This is a genomic window from Myxococcales bacterium (assembly GCA_016703425.1).
Taxonomy (GTDB): Bacteria; Myxococcota_A; Polyangia; order Polyangiales; family Polyangiaceae; genus JADJCA01.
In genome coordinates, this window is sequence record JADJCA010000001.1 from 909,290 (window position 1) to 927,550 (window position 18,261).

General features: G+C 68.1%; 16 protein-coding genes. 15 read left to right on the forward strand and 1 reads right to left on the reverse strand.

The features are described from left to right. Positions 1–20: 20 nt before the first annotated feature. The 14 genes from IPG50_03945 to IPG50_04010 all read left to right on the forward strand — a co-directional run bounded on the left by IPG50_03945 (position 21) and on the right by IPG50_04010 (position 15,558). Positions 21–437 carry a hypothetical protein gene (locus IPG50_03945; GenBank protein MBK6691339.1) on the forward strand — a complete coding sequence of 139 codons (417 nt, stop codon included), beginning with the start codon at positions 21–23 and terminating at the stop codon, positions 435–437. Further along, positions 434–1,624, forward strand: a complete 1,191-nt coding sequence (locus IPG50_03950) for a hypothetical protein (GenBank protein MBK6691340.1) — start codon at positions 434–436, stop codon at positions 1,622–1,624. Before IPG50_03945 ends, IPG50_03950 begins: the two co-directional genes overlap by 4 nt. A gap of 185 nt (positions 1,625–1,809) precedes the next feature. Beyond that, the gene (locus IPG50_03955) at positions 1,810–2,082 is read left to right on the forward strand and encodes a hypothetical protein (GenBank protein MBK6691341.1); all 273 of its coding nucleotides are present in this window, start codon (positions 1,810–1,812) and stop codon (positions 2,080–2,082) included. Between the two features lie 16 nt (positions 2,083–2,098). Continuing rightward, positions 2,099–3,634 (forward strand): hypothetical protein, encoded by a 1,536-nt coding sequence (locus tag IPG50_03960; protein MBK6691342.1) that lies wholly within the window; start codon positions 2,099–2,101, stop codon positions 3,632–3,634. A gap of 71 nt (positions 3,635–3,705) precedes the next feature. Then, positions 3,706–4,218, forward strand: a complete 513-nt coding sequence (locus IPG50_03965) for a biotin/lipoyl-binding protein (protein MBK6691343.1) — start codon at positions 3,706–3,708, stop codon at positions 4,216–4,218. After that, positions 4,215–4,985, forward strand: coding sequence for a hypothetical protein (locus tag IPG50_03970; protein MBK6691344.1), 771 nt, complete (start codon positions 4,215–4,217; stop codon positions 4,983–4,985). Before IPG50_03965 ends, IPG50_03970 begins: the two co-directional genes overlap by 4 nt. A 159-nt stretch (positions 4,986–5,144) precedes the next feature. Next, positions 5,145–5,729 (forward strand): CDP-diacylglycerol--glycerol-3-phosphate 3-phosphatidyltransferase, encoded by a 585-nt coding sequence (pgsA, locus tag IPG50_03975; protein MBK6691345.1) that lies wholly within the window; start codon positions 5,145–5,147, stop codon positions 5,727–5,729. A gap of 84 nt (positions 5,730–5,813) precedes the next feature. After that, positions 5,814–6,488: a hypothetical protein gene (locus IPG50_03980; GenBank protein ID MBK6691346.1), complete on the forward strand. Its 675-nt coding sequence runs from the start codon at positions 5,814–5,816 to the stop codon at positions 6,486–6,488. Between the two features lie 56 nt (positions 6,489–6,544). Next, positions 6,545–10,069 carry a hypothetical protein gene (locus IPG50_03985; protein ID MBK6691347.1) on the forward strand — a complete coding sequence of 1,175 codons (3,525 nt, stop codon included), beginning with the start codon at positions 6,545–6,547 and terminating at the stop codon, positions 10,067–10,069. A 97-nt stretch (positions 10,070–10,166) separates the two neighbouring features. After that, the gene (locus IPG50_03990; GenBank protein MBK6691348.1) at positions 10,167–11,828 is read left to right on the forward strand and encodes a hypothetical protein; all 1,662 of its coding nucleotides are present in this window, start codon (positions 10,167–10,169) and stop codon (positions 11,826–11,828) included. 55 nt (positions 11,829–11,883) lie between these two features. Next, on the forward strand, positions 11,884–13,218 hold the full coding sequence (locus IPG50_03995; protein MBK6691349.1) for a UDP-glucose/GDP-mannose dehydrogenase family protein: 1,335 nt from the start codon (positions 11,884–11,886) through the stop codon (positions 13,216–13,218). A gap of 8 nt (positions 13,219–13,226) precedes the next feature. Continuing rightward, on the forward strand, positions 13,227–14,210 hold the full coding sequence (locus tag IPG50_04000; protein ID MBK6691350.1) for an NAD-dependent epimerase/dehydratase family protein: 984 nt from the start codon (positions 13,227–13,229) through the stop codon (positions 14,208–14,210). A 121-nt stretch (positions 14,211–14,331) separates the two neighbouring features. Further along, on the forward strand, positions 14,332–14,838 hold the full coding sequence (locus tag IPG50_04005) for a hypothetical protein (GenBank protein ID MBK6691351.1): 507 nt from the start codon (positions 14,332–14,334) through the stop codon (positions 14,836–14,838). 135 nt (positions 14,839–14,973) lie between these two features. Beyond that, entirely contained in the window at positions 14,974–15,558 is a 585-nt protein-coding gene (locus tag IPG50_04010) for a hypothetical protein (GenBank protein MBK6691352.1), read from the forward strand. Here IPG50_04010 and IPG50_04015 read toward each other — a convergent pair. Continuing rightward, positions 15,555–17,114, reverse strand: coding sequence for a glycosyltransferase (locus IPG50_04015; GenBank protein MBK6691353.1), 1,560 nt, complete (start codon positions 17,112–17,114; stop codon positions 15,555–15,557). The two genes, IPG50_04010 and IPG50_04015, sit on opposite strands and share 4 nt — an antisense overlap. Here IPG50_04015 and IPG50_04020 point away from each other — a divergent pair. Further along, on the forward strand, positions 17,037–18,260 hold the full coding sequence (locus IPG50_04020; protein ID MBK6691354.1) for a glycosyltransferase: 1,224 nt from the start codon (positions 17,037–17,039) through the stop codon (positions 18,258–18,260). The two genes, IPG50_04015 and IPG50_04020, sit on opposite strands and share 78 nt — an antisense overlap. Position 18,261 lies beyond the last annotated feature (1 nt).

Here is an 18,261-nt window from a genome sequence, read left to right on the forward strand (position 1 = left end):
CCATGCGATATACACGGACGATGCTCCGCGTGAGACGCCTGATCGTTGGCGCAGCCTTGCCGCTGACGCTCGCGTGCTCGGCGGGGCCTCGAAGCGAGTCAGCCTACGCAGCCAAGGTTCCGCCGGAGCTGCGGGAGAGCTTCGACCTCTTCGCGCACCGCTGCTCGAAGTGCCACGGCCTCGGGCGAGCGCTCGAGAGCGGCATCTCCGACGACGACCAGTGGGTCAACTACGTGCGGCGCATGCGCCTGCAACCAACGAGCGGGATCTCAGAGGTCGATGAGGCTGGCATCTTGCCGTTCTTGCGGCTCTACGCGGCGCGAGAGCGAGCGCGCAAGGCCGCTCCTCCGCTGGCGGCTGGCACCGACGCAGGTTCCGTGGCGGCCCTCCCCGCGAGCCCGGCGAAACCCGAACCCGACGGTGGCAGCGCGCCGTGATGCCGACCTTTCTCACGCGGTGGCGCGTCCTCGCGACCATGCTGATGTTCGTCATCGCCTCGGCCACCTCGGCGGCAAGAGCTGTCGAGCACAACTTCGCCGGGTCGGTGCAACTGGACCAGCACTTCGTTCCGACCGCTTCTCCGGCCGACGCGCGACGGCTGGGCTTCGCCGGCTTCACGCTCGAAGCGGCGGGCAAGCTGGCCGTCGACTTCTCCGAGCGCGTCTCCGCCAACGTGAAGGTCTGCTTCGGCTGCCATGGCTTCGAGACCGACATGGCTCACTTCGACTATCGCGCGTCGGACGGCTTCCGCGTCCGTTTTGGTCGGATGAGTCCGACCTTTGGCTTGTTCAACCTTCGCCACGATCCGGCCAATCACAAGCTGAGCAGCAAGCCCTTGCCCTACGACATGGGGCGGATGCTGCGCCATCGCGCGTGGAATCAGGGCGTTTTGCCGAGCCCGTTTCCCGACAACGGCGTCGAGATCAGCGGGGCCCACGCGGGCGAAGCCGTCACCCTCGAGTACGCCGCGCACGCCGTTTCAGGCATGAAGGCCGACGCGCGAGCGCTCGATTTGGACTTCGTCCAGTCACGCACCGGCGGCCTGTATTACGTGGACAACAACGCGCTCCCCACGGTGGGGGGACGGGTTGCGGCCAACGTTCGCCTCGCCCCGAAGGTGGAACTCGGCGCCGGGGCCTCAGGGCTCGTGGGCACCTTCGATCCCAACAACGAGCGCACCTACGCGGTGCTCGGCGGTGATCTCGCGTTGCGCATTGGGCGCACCCAATTGCGTGCAGAGTACCTTCTTCGGCGGCAGGAGTTTGACACCTCGGAGCCGTCGCGCTTCAAGTACGTCCTGTCTCCGCGCGGCGAGTTCTTCGTCAAACACGGCGCGTACGCCGAGATCGAGCAGCCCTTGTCTTCGTCCGTTGATGCCGTGCTCCGCGTCGACGGCATGATGCGCGTCGGCAACCTTGAGCGCCCGCCTCCGCTCGATCCGGCGCCGGAAGGTGAGCTCTCGCGTCGAAGCAGCGTGGGCCGCGTCACCGTCGGTAGCGTGTGGGCCGTGGACGCGGCCCTTCGCCTCAAGACCTCGGTCGAGGTCACGCACTTCTCCGATCGCGATCTCGCCGGAAGGCGTGACGCCGTTGGCGTGCACGTCGCGGGCGTCGGCACGTTCTAGCGCACGCACCTTGTTGGGGCCTATTTCGGCAATTCCCGCGGGGCGGCTGCCGCGTGGCGCAGCGGGCGGAAGATCAGTTCCGTTCCATCTGGGAGACGCTTGCTCTATATCGCGCCTCCCATGGTCCCGCGTCGCTTCCCGTCTCGCGCCCGCCACCTCCACGCGGGCCTGGCGGTCGCCTTGATTTGCACGGCCCATGCGGGCCCCGCAGGCGCACAGGGCACGGAAGCGCCCGCCGACCCGACGCCGACCTCGCCCTCGCCCTCGCCCTCGACCCCGACCCCGACCCCGACCCCGACCTCGACCCCGACCTCGACCCCGACCCCGACCTCGACCCCGACCCCGACCTCGACCCCGACCCCGACCTCGACCTCGACCTCGACCTCGACCTCGACCTCGACCTCGACCCCGACCTCGACCCCGAAGACGCCGCTGGAGCTGCCGCGGCTCATTTTTGACTCAGGTCGACCGGTCGTGCGCAAGGCGGAGCCCGATGTGATTCGCCTCGAGCTGCACGGCGAATACCAGGCTCGCTACCAGCGGCAGCCCAACTTGCGCCTTACGCCGACCGCGACGCGCATCGACGCGATCCCCAACCTCGCGCTCGATTCCATCGGCCAGACGGAGCATGCGAGCCACTGGCTTCGCATGACGCCGGTCCTGCAGCTTGGTGCCCGCGTCGAAATCACGGGCCAGCTCGACTTGGTGACAGGTCAGCTCGCGGGAGCGAGCACGCGCGGCGTTTCCGCTGACGAGAGCCCGCGAGACGAGCTCGACGGCTTCAAGAACATCCAGCCCCGCTGGCTCTACGCGACCTTCCGCACCGACTACGGCGTCCTGCGGGTGGGTCAGCAGTCGAGCCATTGGGGCATGGGCATGTTCATCAACGACGGAGATCATCCCTCGTTGTTCGGTGACTACCGCTACGGGAACCTCTACGAGCGCGTCGCGTTCTTGACGAAGCCGCTCGGCAAAGACAGCCCGCTGCTCGTCGGCCTAACGGGCGATCTCGTCTTCCGCGACGCGAACGCGCGGCTCGTGGACGGCGACATCGCCTTTCAGGGCGGCCTGATCGCGCTCTACGAGCGAGACACGAACAACTCGCTCGGCGTGGCGGCCATCTACCGCAGTCAGCGGCGCGACAAGGAGAGCGGCCGCGAGCTCTTCACCTACACAGAAGGCCTCGACGTCGTCGTCCTCGACGCGACGGCGAAGTTTGCGGCGCGGGCGCCCGGCTCGGACGACACTTTCGTCTTCGGCGCCGCCGAGCTGGCCGGCGTCTTCGGTTCGACGAACATGCTCCGACGGACCATCGCGAGCCAGATTGAAGACACGACGGTCCGCTCCTTCGGCGGGGCGCTGCGCGCAGGCCTCGTGCACCGGGCCAGCAAGGCTAGCCCGCTCGATCGCGCTGGCCTCGAGGGCTACGGCGACTTCGTGGGTCAGGTCGAGCTCGGGCACGCCTCCGGCGACGCCGACCCTTACGACAACGTTCAGCGGCGCTTCGCATTCTCCACCAACTACAAAGTTGGTCTCATTCTCTTCGACGAGGTGATGCGTTGGCAGACGGCCCGCGCCGCCACGGCAGCGCAAGACCCGCTCCTCACGAACGCGTCGCGACCAACGCCCGGCGTCGACCGCCTTCCGTCGAATGGGGCCGTGTTCGGCGCCCAATACCTCTATCCCACCTTTGTCGTGCGGCCGCGGCAATGGCTCGACCTGAAGCTGGGCGTGCTCATCGCGCAGACCACCGCCGACCTCGTCGATCCGTACCGGCTCACGGTGACGGGCGCCTACGTCAACTACCAAGGCGGCTCCCCCAAGCGGCATGATCTCGGCGTGGAGCTCGACACGGGCGTGGAAGCACGCGTCCCGCTCAACACAGACCTCAACCTGGCGCTAGGTGCGCAGGGCGGCGTGCTCTTCCCCGGCGCAGCCCTCTCCGACGCGACCGACCGATCGCTCAAAACGCCTTGGCTCGTCGTCGGGCGCCTCGGCATCCTCTACTGAAAAGCGGCCCGCTTGACCCAAGCCGCTTCGTGGCGACTCCACCTGGCGCCCCACCTGGAGTAGGGTGAGCCATGCGCTATTTCGTCACGCTCGGCGAAGGTGAGCCGATCGCCGTCGATGTCCTCGAGTTGCCCTCTGGCGCCCTCGACGTTCGCGTCAACGAGCGCGTCCTCGACGTCGACGTCGTCGACGTCGCAGGCGCGGCCGGCGCTGTGAGTGTGCGTGTCGACGGGCGCGTCGTGGATCTGACCGTCGAAGGTGCGCCGCCCGACGTGGGCATCGTCGCGAGCGGACACCGCTCCTACGTCAAGGTCGAGAGCGCGCGCTTGCGGGCGGCCCTCGCCGCGAAGAAGCCCGGCGGACAGGGCGCTGAGAAGCTCCTCAAGTCACCGATGCCGGGGCGCGTCGTGAAGGTGCTCGTGGCCGCCGGCGACGAAGTGGCGGCAGGGCAAGCGCTTCTCGTCATCGAGGCGATGAAGATGGAGAACGAGGTCCGCGCGAAGGGACCTGGCGTCGTGAAGGAGATCTTCGTCGTCGCCGGCACCCCTGTCGAAGCGAGCGCGCGACTCATCGCGTTCACGTGAGCGAAGAGCCCGCCCAAAGGGCCGCCTCGGCGACGCCGGGCAGGCGCACTGCCAAGGACGTGGCCCTCGTGGGCGTCGCCTCGTGGGCCGTCATCCAAGGCATCGGCGCCGTCCTCGCCACGAACGCGACGGGCAGCGTGGTGTTGCAAGCGCTCGCGGCAGAGGTCGGCGCGGGCCGCGCTGGCGTGGCCTGGTCCTACGGCAAGGCGCGGCGCTTGGCACGACGCATTCTCGAGGGCTCCGGCGTCGCCGCGGTGCCGGTCGTCGCCATTGTTGGCCTTGGGGCGATGACGGGAGGCCTGCGTGTGGCCACCGCGAGCTCGCCATCGCTCGCCACGCTGCTGCTCGGCGCCGCCGTCGCAACAGCCGCCGCCGTGCGGGACGAGCTCATTTTGCGCGGCGTTCTCCTTCGCGCCTTCGCGGGCCTTATGGGAGCCCCTCTCCTGTACCTCGTGGCCGGGGTTGTTGGCGCCGCCGGGAGCCAGAGCGCCGCCGTATGGGAGCTCGCGGCGCGCTTTGCGTGGGGTGTGTTCGCGACGGCGTTGTGGAGGAGGGACCGCGGCGCGGTGATGGCCTGCGCAGCCCACGCGACGCTTCACTTCTCGCTCGGGCCCTTGCTCGCCGGAGGGCTGGCTGACGTCCAAACGGTCAAGGCCGCCTTCTCGGGCGCCGGCGGCATGGCCTCAAGTCCCGTCGCCGCGGGGATCCTCGCGCTCGCGGCGGCGGCCTTGGCCTTCGCCACCGAGCGACGACGCGCTGCGTCGTAGGCAATCGTGAACGCGTCGGTGCTCGGGGCGCGACGAGGGGGGGCGCTGGGATATAACGAGGCGGTGAGCGATCAGGCGAGCCCCACGAGGCGCGAAGAGCGCCGCCAGAAGCGGCGCTCCCTCGCCGAGGACGCTGTCAATTTGCCCAACCTCCTCACGATGGCCCGCATCGTGATGATCCCTATCTGCCTCTTCTTCCTCGACCGCGACACCCCCATTGACGGCTTTTGGGCGTGCATGGTCTTCACCTTGGCCGCCATCACCGACGTGCTCGACGGTTACCTGGCGCGCAAGCTCGGCGTCGTCAGCGTGCTCGGCAAGCTGCTCGACCCGCTCGCCGATAAGCTCATCGTCATGGCCTCGCTCGTGTGGATGGTGCCCATGGGGCGCATCCCTGGCTGGATCGTCATCGTGCTCCTCGCCCGCGAGATAAGCGTCACGGGCCTCCGCAGCGTCGCCGCGAGCGAGGGCGTCGTCATCTCCGCGGGGCAAGAGGGCAAGACGAAGACGGCGCTCCAGATGATCGGGATCATCGCCCTCTTGGTGGGCTACCCGTACCACGTGCACTACGGACCGCTCGACCTCGGCGTCGTGGATCTCGTGCAGGTCGGACGCCTGCTCGTGTACCTGTCGCTCTTCTTCTCGGTCGCGAGCTTCGCGCAATACGTGGCGCTCTTCGCCATGGCGGTCGAAGCCAAGGACTCGAAGCTGAAGGATCGCCCATCGACAGGCGACATCGGCTGAAGGCGGCGCAAGGCGAGCGCTCGATCGAGTCCCCATATCCGTTCCCATTGAAGCGGGGCCTTTGTCGCAATAAGGGTGCCCTCGATGTCTCGATCCCGTCAGGCTCCCCGTCCCGGGCCCCTCGCCTCCGCCGTGCTCGGAGTTCTGCTCGTGGCTCTCGTCAGTTGCACCGGCGAGGAAGCGCCGGCCACGAGCACGCTGATTCCGACGCCGGTCGTGACGCCGCCAAGCAACCCCAAGGCGCCCTACGATCTCGGCGCGTGCAAGACGTGCCTCGCCAAGACGTGCACGCCCGAGCGCGTCCGTTGCTTCAACGTCGCCGGCTGCACTGCCATCTCCAACTGCAGCGACGACACCAACTGCAACGCGAAGTGCATCCAAGAGTGCAGCCTGAAGCAGAGCGCCCTCGGGCGGCGCGAGTGGCTCGCCCTCAGCAACTGCGAGTTTGAAGCGGCGTGCGGCGACTGCAACGATCTCTGCGGGCAGTCGCCGCTCTGCGTCCTCAAGAGCCCCGCGGAAGCGAAGCCGGCGGAGCCGCGCACCTGCCGCGATTGCATGACCGCTCGCTGCCCCGACGCCCTCGCCAAGTGCGAGCCAGGCACGGCTTGCGCAGCCTACTACGCCTGCACGACGCCGTGCCCCGAGCCGCGCGACCGCTGCGTCAACGTGTGCAACGACCAACAACCGGTCGGCCGCGTCGACGGGCAAGCGGCCTATGAGTGCGCACAGACCACGTGCAAGGCCGCGTGCGTCTACTGAAGCCGCGTTCTCTCCTTGTCTGCGTCCGTCCGCTAGCGCGTCTCTACGAGGCTCCGATGTCCTTCAATCTCCGGTCCAAAGTCACCCTCGCCCTTCCCCGCTGGTCGACGCTCTGTGCCGCCCTCTTGCCCGTCGCCGTCGTCGTCGCCTCGGGCGCCGGGTGCTTCGTCGACACGGCTCCCGCTGGCCTTCGCGAAACACCGCCGGGGCCGGGCGCGCGCGTGGTCTTCGATCCGACGCGGCGCCCGATTCCCGAGGTCCCGCTGCCGAACGACATCGCGACGTTCCCGGATCCGACGAGTCGCACCGGGCGCCGCGTCAACGTGAGCCTCTACGGCAAGCCGTCCATCGAGCAGAACGCGCGCGTGGGGCTCACCGAGATGGAGGGCTTCGGTACATACATGCCGATCTGGGCCGCGTTCCAGAAGCCCGAAGGCGCCGACGCCCGCGTCGCTGCCTTGGACCTCGACGCGCTCCGACGCCGCATGCCGCGGGGCGACTACGAGTTCCCTGACGACCCCGTCTACGTCATCAACCTCAAGACCGGCGTTCCCATTTTTCTCGACATGGGCTCGGGCAACTTTCCGAGCACCATGCCCCAGCCGTTTCTTTACGGCGCCAGCGACCCGCATAGCCGAGCATCGAACATTCTCTTGGAGACCCGCGAGGAGGGCGCCGGGCTGATGCAGGCCGATTATCGGCTCGAGCTCGACATCGACTTCGACGGCGTCATCGACCACCCGAACACGTACGGGCAGGGCATCAAGCCCGGCTACGACGACTTGCTCACCTGGTACGAGCGCGAGACGGACACGCTGATCATGCGGCCGCTCATCCCGATGGAGGAGAAGACCGAATACGCGGTCGTCCTCACGGACCGGCTCATCGGCTCTGACGGCCGCCCCGTTCGTTCGCCCTTCCCGTTCGTTCACCACCCGCAACAGCGCGATCCCGTCGGCCGCCTTCGCGACATCCTGACCGACAAGAGCCGCGCCAACTACTACGGAGACCTGGCGGGCACAGGCCTCGACCACGTGGCGTTCACCTGGACGTTCACGACGCAGCCGACGCAGGAAGATCTGCTGCTCCTCCGCGACGGGCTCTTTGGCAAAGGCCCCTTCGCAAAGCTCGCCACCGACTTCCCGCCGAAGCTCGACGTGCCGCGCGCCGCGGGCCGGTCCACGCCGGGTTGGGAGTCGGACCCCGGTTGCAAGAAGCGCCTCGAGACGCCGAACATCCTCAACCTTCAGGATCCGGAGGTCTACAACTTCCTCCTCGACGTCATCGTGAAGGCCGGCGGTGAGGGCGAAGCGGCGCGAGGCTTCTTGAAGAAGGCGCTGTCGTCGATGTCTCACGTCGTCGTGGGCACGTACGACACGCCGTATTTTCAAGGCGACCCGGCCACGCCCGACGAGGACGCTCGCTTCCACCTCGATTTCAGAAACGGCACCGGCGACATCCGCCGCGACAAGGGGCACTTCTGGCTCTGGATCCCGAAGGCCACCGAGAAGGTGAAGCAGCCCTTCAAGACCGTGGTCTTCGGTCACGGCTATGGCGGTTCGTCGGCGGATGTCTTCGCGTTCGCCGGATTTTTCGGCCAGCAGGGCATGGCCACCATCTCCATCGACTACCCGCAACATCGGGTGAACTTGCCGTCGGAGCAGCTCAAGCTCATCGGCGAGATCCTCGGCGGCGCGTGCCTCACACCGCTCGCCGAGTCGGTGCTCAAGGGCCGCGCCTACGATCGCGACGGCGACGGTCTCTACGACTCCGGCTGGTGGTACTGGACGCCGCACCTCTTCCGGACCCGCGACAACGTGCGGCAATCCATCGTGGACCTCTTCAACATCTCGCGCATCATCGGGACCTTCGACGGCAAGACGCGCGGCGACGACTACTCAGGCGATGGCGTCGCCGATCTCGCCGGCGACTTCGACGGCAACGGCACCCCCGACCTCGCCGGCGAGGTCGTGAGCACCATGGGTGTCTCCATGGGAGGCATCACCACGATGATCTCGGGCGCCCTCGACCATCGCGTCGACGCCGTCGCGCCGGTCGTCGGCGGTGGCGGTCTAACAGACATCGCGCCCCGCTCCTTCGGCGTGTCGCAGTCGGTCATGCAGAAGACGGTGTCGCCGCTCGTCTTCTCGGTGCCCGTCATCGCCGGGTCGCCGCCGTCGGTTGGCTACTCCGACACGCCGGTCACGCCCCCCAGCCCCTTCGACGACGCGCTCTACACCGAGCGCGACGTCACAGCTTGCAAGCCGGGGCAGCGGAGCGTGCGCATGCACGGCGCCAACGGCTACCGCTACGCCTACGTGGAGGTCGCGTGCCTGAACCCTGAGGAGGACGGACCGGACATGACCGTCCTCGTCACGAACCTCGTGACGCGGGAGACCAAGTGCACCGGAACGCTCGCCGACGGTCGCTTCCGCGTCGGCATCGCCGCGAGCAAGGGCGACCGCTTGGACGTCCAGTTTTACAACACGCCCCACGCCATCAACTCCTACAAGGCGTGCGAGCTCAAGCCCGGCGCCGTCGCAGGGCGGCGCGTTCAGAGCTTCGAGCAGGGCATGGAGGTCTACCGCCGCAACGCGGACCCAGAGAAGCAGTGCCCGGAAGGCACCACATGCGCGCAGTTCCTCGATGACTTGTATCCCGTGGGGACGCCCCTCGTGGCTGTGCAAACGGGCCTCGGCCTTCACCGCAACTCACCGGACCTGCGCCGCTTCATCGCGCTCGGCCAAGCGGTCCTCGATCCAGCGGACCCCATCAACTACGCGGCCTTCTATCGACGTCGGCCGCTCTACAGCCCCGACGGCACCCTCGTCCCGAGGAAGGGCCTGCTCAACATCCCGCACATCGGCGACACGTTCGTGAACACATCGACGGGCCTCGCCTTCGGGCGCGCCGCGGGCCTCATTCCGTTTTTGCCGCCCGGCGCCGAGAAGCGCTACCCAGAATACGCCGAGTTTGCGACGCCGACGGTGCTCCACGAATCGTGGGGCAAGAAGACCGCAAACCAAGTCCTCGTCGACAACTTCGTGCCCGAGGGCATCAACTTCTTGGCGCGCACGCCGGCAGGCCCGAAGTGCAGCCCGGAGGGACGCAAGTCCGGGTGCCCGTACCTCTGGAGCGAGCGCACGTGTCGCGAAACGCTCTTCGATCCCGACTTCCTCTCCGAAGGGATCATGCCGTGGGACCAACAACATCCCACGATACCGCTCCGCCTCGCGCGACTCGCCGAGGGCCCTGCGCCGGGAGAAGACTCCTCCGTTGCGCTGGAGCGTTCGTATCAGCCCCGCATCCAGGGTGAGCCCTTCAGCAAGCGTGGCTGGAGCGGCGAAGGCAAGCTCCAAGCTCACCTCACGTACTTCACGTTGCCGGAGGGCTCGCACGGCGGCGAAGGCATCAGCATCTACTGCGAGAAGTGGGCGAACTTCTACTACGAGGCCGCGCTCATCGGTCGGTTTCTCTCCACCGGCGGTCGCGACTTGCACTACCTGACGAACCCGTCCGGGCACACGTGCCTCGGCGACCTCTCGTGCGACTTCATTCGCTTCTGGAACGACCCGCAGTAGGCCGGGAAGGCGCGCAAATCGCGGCAATGACGCGGAAATCCGTTTGGGCGCCCGGGCCGATTGCGGCGCGCCCGGGCGGGACTATGCTGCGCGGGCCGTGACGACCCACGCCCCCGCAGAGCCGCTCGCCGACGAGGCTGCGCCGTCCGCCCGAAGGGAGCTGAGGAGAGGCGTAAGCGAAGACGAGGCCAGGGGCGCGGGCGCGCACAGCCGGCGCACCTGGATCTGGGGTTCACTCTTCGCGCTGTGGGCCCTCGCGGTCCTCGTCTTCTGGGCCTTCGAGGCGCTCCCCTTTATGGACCTGCCGGCGCACGCGGGCCTCATCGCGCTGCGACATCGCTTCGAAGTGTCGCCGTTTGACCAAGACTACTTCGTCCTCGCGTCACGGCTCGGCCCCTACTCGCTCTTTCGCTTCCTCGGCGAGGCGTTCCACCGCGTGCTGGGCCCCGTTGGCGCCGTTCGCGCGCTCGGCACGTTGCCGGTCCTGGCAACGCCGGCCGCGCTGTACTTTGCACGCAAACGCCTCCACGGGGACGGTTCGCCGACGACGATCTTCCTCGGCATCGCGCTGTCCTTTGGCCTGATGACGCTGCTCGGCTTCGCGAGCTACCTGCTCGGTCTCGTGGTCATGCTGGTCGTCTTGACGGTCTGGTTCGAGCTCATGGCCGTTGTTGACGAAGGCGCGCGGACTTTCGCCAAGGAGGCGTGGCTCGCGGTGGGTGCGGTGTTCCTCTTCGTGGCGCACGGTCACGCCTTCGTCCTCGGGCTTGGCCTCATGTCGGTGGCGACACTCCTCGGCGCGCGCGGCACGGAGCGACGACGCATCGCTCGCGTCCGTGTCTTCGTCCCCGCCCTCCTCCTCTCGTCGTACGTGGCCTGGACGACCCGGCTCGGTTCGCTGCCGCAAGGTTCGGCGCCCTTGCCCGAGGTCGCGCTCAATCCTGTCTTCGAGGGCCCCTTGGAGAAGCTCGCCTTGTTGGTCACGACCACCATGACGACGCGGACGGGCCTCGATGTCCTCGCAGGCCTCCTCTTGTGGGCCCTCGTTCTAACGGGCGCATGGCGTACGGCCCGCGCCACCTTTGGACCCCGGGGCGCGGAGATGCAGGACGGCGCAGCGGCCCGCGAGCGGCACGCGCGAACGCTGCTCCTCCTCGCGGCTCTCACCTTCGTGGTCTTCGCCGCGTTGCCTCACTCCATCGGCTGGTTCGGCTTCGTCGACGGTCGCCTGGTGCCGCTCATTTTGTTCCTCCTCGTGATGGCGTACGGCGAAGGGCGTGCGCCGCGCTCGATGCGCGTCGGTGCTCCCCTCGCGGCGCTCCTCGTCGTCGGTCTGGCGCTCGCCGGCTCGTACCGTTTTCAGCACGAGGCGCGCGGGTTCAAGGAGGTCCTCGCGCACGTGCCCGCCGGTGCGCGCCTCTTGAACCTCCCCATCGACCCGAACAGCGACGTCTTCACGGCGCACCCGTTCATTCACTACGACAAGCTCGTCCTGACGGAGCGGCCCATCGTCGTCAGCGACGTGTGGTTCCACCAGGGCACGGCGCTGTACCCAACCGAGAAAAACCCCGCCCTTCGGCTGCCCAAGACGTACAGCGAGAGCAACCTCGTACGCATCGACTGGCCCGAATACCGGCTCGCCGATTGGACGCACGTGCTCATCCGGACGCGGCCCGAGGGCGCCCCCGGCCCCCTCCCCGACGCCCTGCGCCTCGCGGCCCACGAAGGCGGCTGGTGGCTCTACGAAACGGCGCGCTAAGGGCACGCTCGCGGGACCGCTAGACTCTGCCACAGCGCGGCACTAGCGTGCCGCCATGCGCCTCGTTGCACTTGGGGTTGGGTACGTCGGCCTGGTAACCGGCACGGGTCTCGCGGAGTTGGGCCACGACGTGCTCTGCGTCGACATCGACCCTGACAAGATTCGGCAATTGAACGACGGCGTCGTTCCCATCTACGAGCCCGGCCTGAGCGATCTCATCCGGCGCAACGAGCGCAGCGGTCGCTTGCGGTTCGCCGTCAGCGTCAGCCCGCCCTACGACGAGGCGGACATCTACTTCATCGCCGTGGGCACGCCTCCGGGCCCCGACGGTGCCGCCAACATCGACGCGGTCCTTGCCGCGGCGGAGCAGATCGCCAAGACGGCCAAGAAGCCCGCCCTGGTGGCTATCAAGAGCACCGTCCCCGTGGGGACATGCGACGCCGTGCAACAGAGGCTCGACTCGCTCGGCACCGTACGGCTCGAGGTGGTGTCGAACCCGGAGTTCTTGAAGGAAGGCGCCGCCGTCGCCGACTTCTTCCGCCCCGACCGCATCATCTTGGGCGCGAAGAGCGAGGGCGCGCGCGAGCTGCTCCGCGAACTCTACGGTCCGCTTCAGCTCTCTGGCGAGCGGCTCGTCATCACCGACACGCGCTCCAGCGAGCTCATCAAGTACGCCTCCAACACGATGCTCGCGATGCGCGTCTCGTTCATGAATGAGCTATCGCGGCTCTGCCACGTGACGGGCGCCGACATTCACGCGGTCCGCCTCGGCGTCGGCTCCGACGGTCGCATCGGCAAGCGCTTCCTCTACGCGGGCCCCGGCTACGGCGGCTCTTGTTTCCCGAAAGACGTGCAAGCGCTCTCCGCCCTTGGAAAGAAGCATGGCGTGCCCATGCGCATGGCCGAGGCCACGCACATCGCCAACGAGGAGCAGGGCGACTTCCTCCTCGACCTCGTGGTGCAGGCGCTCGGCGGCGACGCCACAGGAAAGACGGTGGTCCTTTGGGGCCTCGCGTTCAAACCAGAAACCGACGACATCCGCGAAGCGCCCTCGGTGCGCCTCGCCCGCGCCTTGCTCGACAAGGGCGCCTGCGTGCGCGGTCATGATCCGGAAGCGGGACCCAACTTCTCGAAGGCCGTCGACGGCAAGGTCGCGCTTTTTGATCGCGAATACGACGCCCTCGACGGCGCCGACGTCCTCGTGCTCCTCACCGAGTGGCGTAGCTACCGCGCTCCGAACTTCACGGAGATGCGTCGTCGCCTACGAAACCCGGTGCTCCTCGACGCGCGCAACATCTGGCGCGCGTCGGAGGTGGTCCGCGCGGGCCTTCGGTACGTCGGCGTTGGGGTGCCGGCGCCGCTCCCCGGCGCGATCCCGAGCCGCCCGTGACGCCGGCCGTGACCGGGCCCCGCCGGGAGCGCTGGCTCGTTACCGGCGGCGCGGGCTTCATCGGCTTCCACGTCTCGCGAGAGCTCCTCGCTCGCGGCGCCGAGGTCGTCATCCTCGACGACTTCAGCGACGCTCCCTACCCGCGGGAAGAGAAGCGGCGCAACGTGCGCGATCTAGAGGCCCTCGGAGCGCCGCTCCGCGTCGTCGAGGGCTGCATCACGGACGAAGTCGCGGTGCGAGGGGCCATGGAAGGCGCTGCGCGCGTCGTGCACCTCGCGGGGCTTGCCGGCGTCCGTCCGTCGTTCTTGGCACCGGCGCGGTACGCGCGCGTCAACGTCGAAGGCACGGCGGTCGTCCTTGAGGCGGCGCGGGCCCTCGGCGTCGAGCGCGTCGTCTTCGCCTCGAGCTCGTCGGTCTACGGAAATTCGACGCCCCTGCCGGCGCACGAAGACGCCGCATGCGTCGTGCCCGAGTCACCGTACGCCGCGTCGAAGCGCGGCGCCGAGCTCGTGGCGAGCGCGTTGCTCAAGCAGGCGCCCTCGCTGCGCTGCGCAGCGCTCCGCTTCTTCACCGTGTACGGCCCGCGGCAACGCCCCGAGATGGCCATCACGCTGTTCGCGCGGGCGGCGCTCGCCGGCCGCGCCGTGCCGCGCTTTGGTGACGGCTCGATGCGCCGCGATTTCACGCACGTGAGCGACATCGTCCGCGGCATCCTCGCCGCGTCAGACCTGGCCCCGCCGGGCTTCCGGACCTACAACCTGGGCTCAGGCCGTCCCGTCAGCCTGACCGAGTTGGTGACCGCCCTTGAGCAAGCCACTGGAAAGCCCCTCGCGATCGAAGCGTTGCCGCCTCAACTTGGCGACGTCGAGGCGACGTTTGCCGACATTTCGCGCGCCGGCGCCGAGCTCGATTGGGAGCCGCGTGTCGCTCTCGACGAAGGCTTGCGGACCGTCGTCGAATGGGTCGGCCAGGATCGTTCGGAGGATCGTTAGCGGCATCCTTCGCGCTGTTGCGAGCGAAAGGTGGCGGCTCGCCGGGGGCGCGGTACGCTCTTGTGGACTTCACCCCGTCGTGAGCCTCACGCCCTCGGCGTGACGAGCTGCCAAGAGATCCATGTTCCCTTCCTTTCGCTCTACCGGCGCGCTCTTCGCGCTCCTCGTTTTCGCCGCGTGCGGCAGCGCCACGTCGGACGACGCGTTCGGTCGCGGTCAGCCGCAAACGACCGAGTCTAAGCCCGGCGACGTGCTCGCTGAGAGAACCGACGCGGGGGCCCTTGCGTCCGATGCCGGCGCCGTTCGCGAGGCCGCCGCACCGCCCACAGCCGATGCAGCCGCAAGCTCGTCCTGCCAGGCGCTGCTCGCTCAAATCGATCAGCTACGCCCCAACGCCGCGGCGTGTTCCTTCACCGACCCTGGGGTTCAGTGCGCGCAGTCGGTCGCCGACGTCTGCTGCCCGCTGTTTGTGACGAGCAAGAGCACGCAAGCCACGAAGAGCTTCATCGCGGCGGTGGAAGCCCTTCGCAAGAGCAAATGCAAGGTCGACTGCCAAGCGATCGATTGCAGTGGCGGTCCGAGTCTCTGTCTTCCATCGAGCGGAGCTCGCGGTAGCTGCCAGCAGTGACGCCGACGCTGGAGCCCGCCGCCACAGCCGAGTGGAACCGCGTACCAACGGCGCTCGGGGGCCGTGACTAGCTCTGCAGGAGGGGACGGCGGCGCCACACCGTCGGCGTTGCGGTCCGGCGTCCGAGGTGGCGCAGTGGCCACGTTGCTCGACGTCGCCAAGAGCTTCGTGACGCCCGCTCGCCGCGGCGAGCTCGATGCGCTTGAGCAACGCCTCCGCCACGACGACGAGACCGAGTCGGCGATGCGGAGACGCCTAAGGGAAGAGCTGAAGAGCGCCCTGCACACGCGCCTCGTGGGACGAGAGGTCGAGGACCTCGCCCGGGCCCTCTTGGTCATGCAAACGGCGCGCAGCGAAGGCGAGCTCTTCGTCGCCGAGCGCCTCGGTCAACTGCTCGGCGCGGCTGCGGCTCGCGAAGTCGGCGACGCGACCTCGCGGCTGATGGCCCTCAAGTCGCGCAAGGCGACCCAGCTGCAAAAACGCTCGCTCGCCGCGGCACCGGACGTCGGGCCCGTCATGCCGCTCATCGAGCTCGCGCTCGGCAGCGACCGAAACCACGAGGCGAAGCTGCTCGGCGCGCTCCTCGGCGCGACCGACTTCGCCTCGCTCGAGCCTTGGCCTCTCAGCAACACGCTGAGCGCACTCGCCGGCTATTTGGCTCGCGCGACGCCTTCTTCGCGTGACGCGCTCGCTCAGATGCTCGCGCTGCCGCGGCCTTAGCCTGCGAAGTGCTTCTGAATCGCGACGGGCTTCGCTTTGGCAGGCCGCAGGTGGCCCAGCACGTAGAGCCCCGCCATGACCGACGTCCACGGCTGGAAGTGACGGAACGTCGTGTACCAGCGGAGCGGAAGGGGCCCTTGCGCGACGGCCCGAAGGCCGCAGGCGGCGGCGTGGTCTTGCGCGGAGCGAAAGGCCTCAACAACCTTGCCCTGCACGGCGCGCGGGTGCGCCCGTTCGCGTGCGATGCGGGCGGCCGAGCGTCCCAAGCCAGCGCGACGCTCGGGGTCGCGAATGAGGGCCACGACGGCGCGACCGAAGGCCGCGTCGGCGCCCTCCTTTCCTTCGCTCCGCGTGCCGGGGGCGAGGAGCACTCCGTTGACGCCGTCTTCGATCTGCGAGCTCACGCCCATGCCGTCGGCGAAGGCGACGGTCGGAGTGCCGCACCAAAGCGCCTCGCCCATCACGTTGCCGTAGGTCTCGCTGAGCGAGGTGTGCACGAAGATATCGGCGTGCGCGTAGTAGTCCGCCATCTTGGCGAAGTCGACCTCACCGAGGAAGTGCACGCGCGCGGCGACGCCAAGGTCAGAAGCGAGCACCTTGAGCTTCTCCGTCTGCGGCCCGACGCCCACGAAGGTCAACGTCGCGGTGGGCTCCGCCGGCGCCACGTGCTTGGCGAAGATGCGAACGAGGCGATCGGGGGACTTCTCGCGCGTGTGGCGCCCCGTGCAAAGGAGGCGCGGGCCGGCTTCGGCGCCGAGGAAGGTGAAAGGATCGTCGCCGATGGGGCGATCGAAGACGGCGGTCTGGACAGCCCGCGGGATCACGTGAATCGGCGCCGTCACGCCGCGCTCGCGCCAATAGCGGCGGAGGCCGTCGGACAGGACGATAAGGCCGTCGCTGTTGTTGAAGATCTTCGCGAAGCTCTTCTCGAAGGGACGGCGCAGCGTAAGCTCGAGGCCCGCGTGCACGGCGTCGATTTTCGCCAGGCGCTCGGGCAGAAGCACGTCGTACGCGGCGACGAGGTGGGTCGTGTTGACGCACAAGAGCGGGATGCCCTTCATCTTGCGGAGCCAGACGCCGAACTCCATCAGGGTGGAGGTCGTCTGGGCGAACACGATGTCGAAGTCCCACCGCTCGGGGTCGTAGACCCAGGCCGCGAGCGGCATAGGCAGGTTGACGCCCGGGTAAGTCTTTAGCGGTAGGCTGGGGAGCTCGATGGTGCCGGGGGCAAGGTCTTCCGGACGCCCGTCGGGGTCATGCGGGCCAATGACTGTGACTTCGTGACCACACCGACGCAATTCTTGATACAGGAAGCGTGTCTGGAATGCTGCACCATTGGCGTAGGGTATGCGCGTGAAGTCACTCAGGATGGCGACCTTCAACGGGCGCCCGTTTCGGGCGGTGAGCTGCTCGAACGGGTGCGTTTCATCGTTTGATTTCGGCAACTTGGCCGAAACGTCGCGAAGCGCGGCGCCGCGATGAAGCTCGTGGACCTGACCGAGTTCTACTCGCAAAGGGGAGGCGGTGTTCGAAGCCATCTGTCCGCGAAGGGTCATGTTTCGTGCCAACTGGGCCACCAACACTGGGTGATTGCGCCAGGTCCTGAAATCACAAAAGAAATCGCTGTTCCCCCGGCCAATGCTGGCGGTGGCTCTAGCATACTACATGTGGGTGGTCCAGCTCTGCCGTACGACCCGACCTATCACCTGCTGTGGCGCCTCGGTCGGGTTCGGAAGCTCGTTGGACGGATCCGGCCGGACGTTCTTGAAATCCATTCGCCCTATCTCGCGGCGATTGGTGCCATGGCTGTGCCGGCGGCTCACTTCGGCATTCGAACGTTCGTATGGCACGCCGACTTCATCGACACGTACCTTCGCGGCGGCCTCGAGCGCTCCGTCATGGGCCTCCCGGGCCGGCCGAAGGCGACGACCGCCGCGCGGGCCGTGGACGCCGCCGTTGAACCGCTCTGGGCGTGGGTCCGGACGATTGCGGCGAGTTGCTGCGCGACGTTCGCCGCGTCGCGTTTTCAGGCCGACAAGCTGAGGGAGCATGGCGTTGCCCGCGTGGAGCTCGTCCCCTTCGGCGTCGAGAAGGCCATCTTCCGGCCCGACCAGCGCGATGAGTCCCTGCGGCGCGAGCGCTTGGGCGAGAGGCACGGGCCGCTCGTCGTCGCCATCGGGCGGTTCGCCGTGGAGAAGCGCTGGGACGTCATCATGGAGGCCTTCGACCGCATCGCCCTCGCGAAGCCGGGCGCCAAGTTGCTCGTCTTCGGCGACGGCCCCGAACGAGCGCGCATCGAAACCTGGGCCAAGGCGCGCGGCGACGTGGAGCTCGTAGGGTTCTTGCGCGGACGCGCCCCCTTGGCGCGCTTGCTCGCCAGCTCCGATCTTCTCCTCCACGCGTGCCCCTTCGAGACCTTCGGGCTCGGCGTTGCCGAGGCCATCGCTTCGGGGCTTCCCGCTGTGGTCCCCGATCGCGGCGGTGCTGCCGAGTTGGCGCGCGGCGAGAGCGTCGTCACCTACCCTTCCCTCGACGCGGCAGCCGCGGCCGCGAGCGCGCTCGCGTTGCTCGAGCGGCCTTCGAACGCGCTTCGGAGCGCGGCCGCCGACACGGCCGCGAAGGTTCACTCCATGGAGGACCACTTCAAAGCGCTCTTCGAACGCTACGAAGCGCTCCTCACAGCGGCGAAGACCGCTATATAGG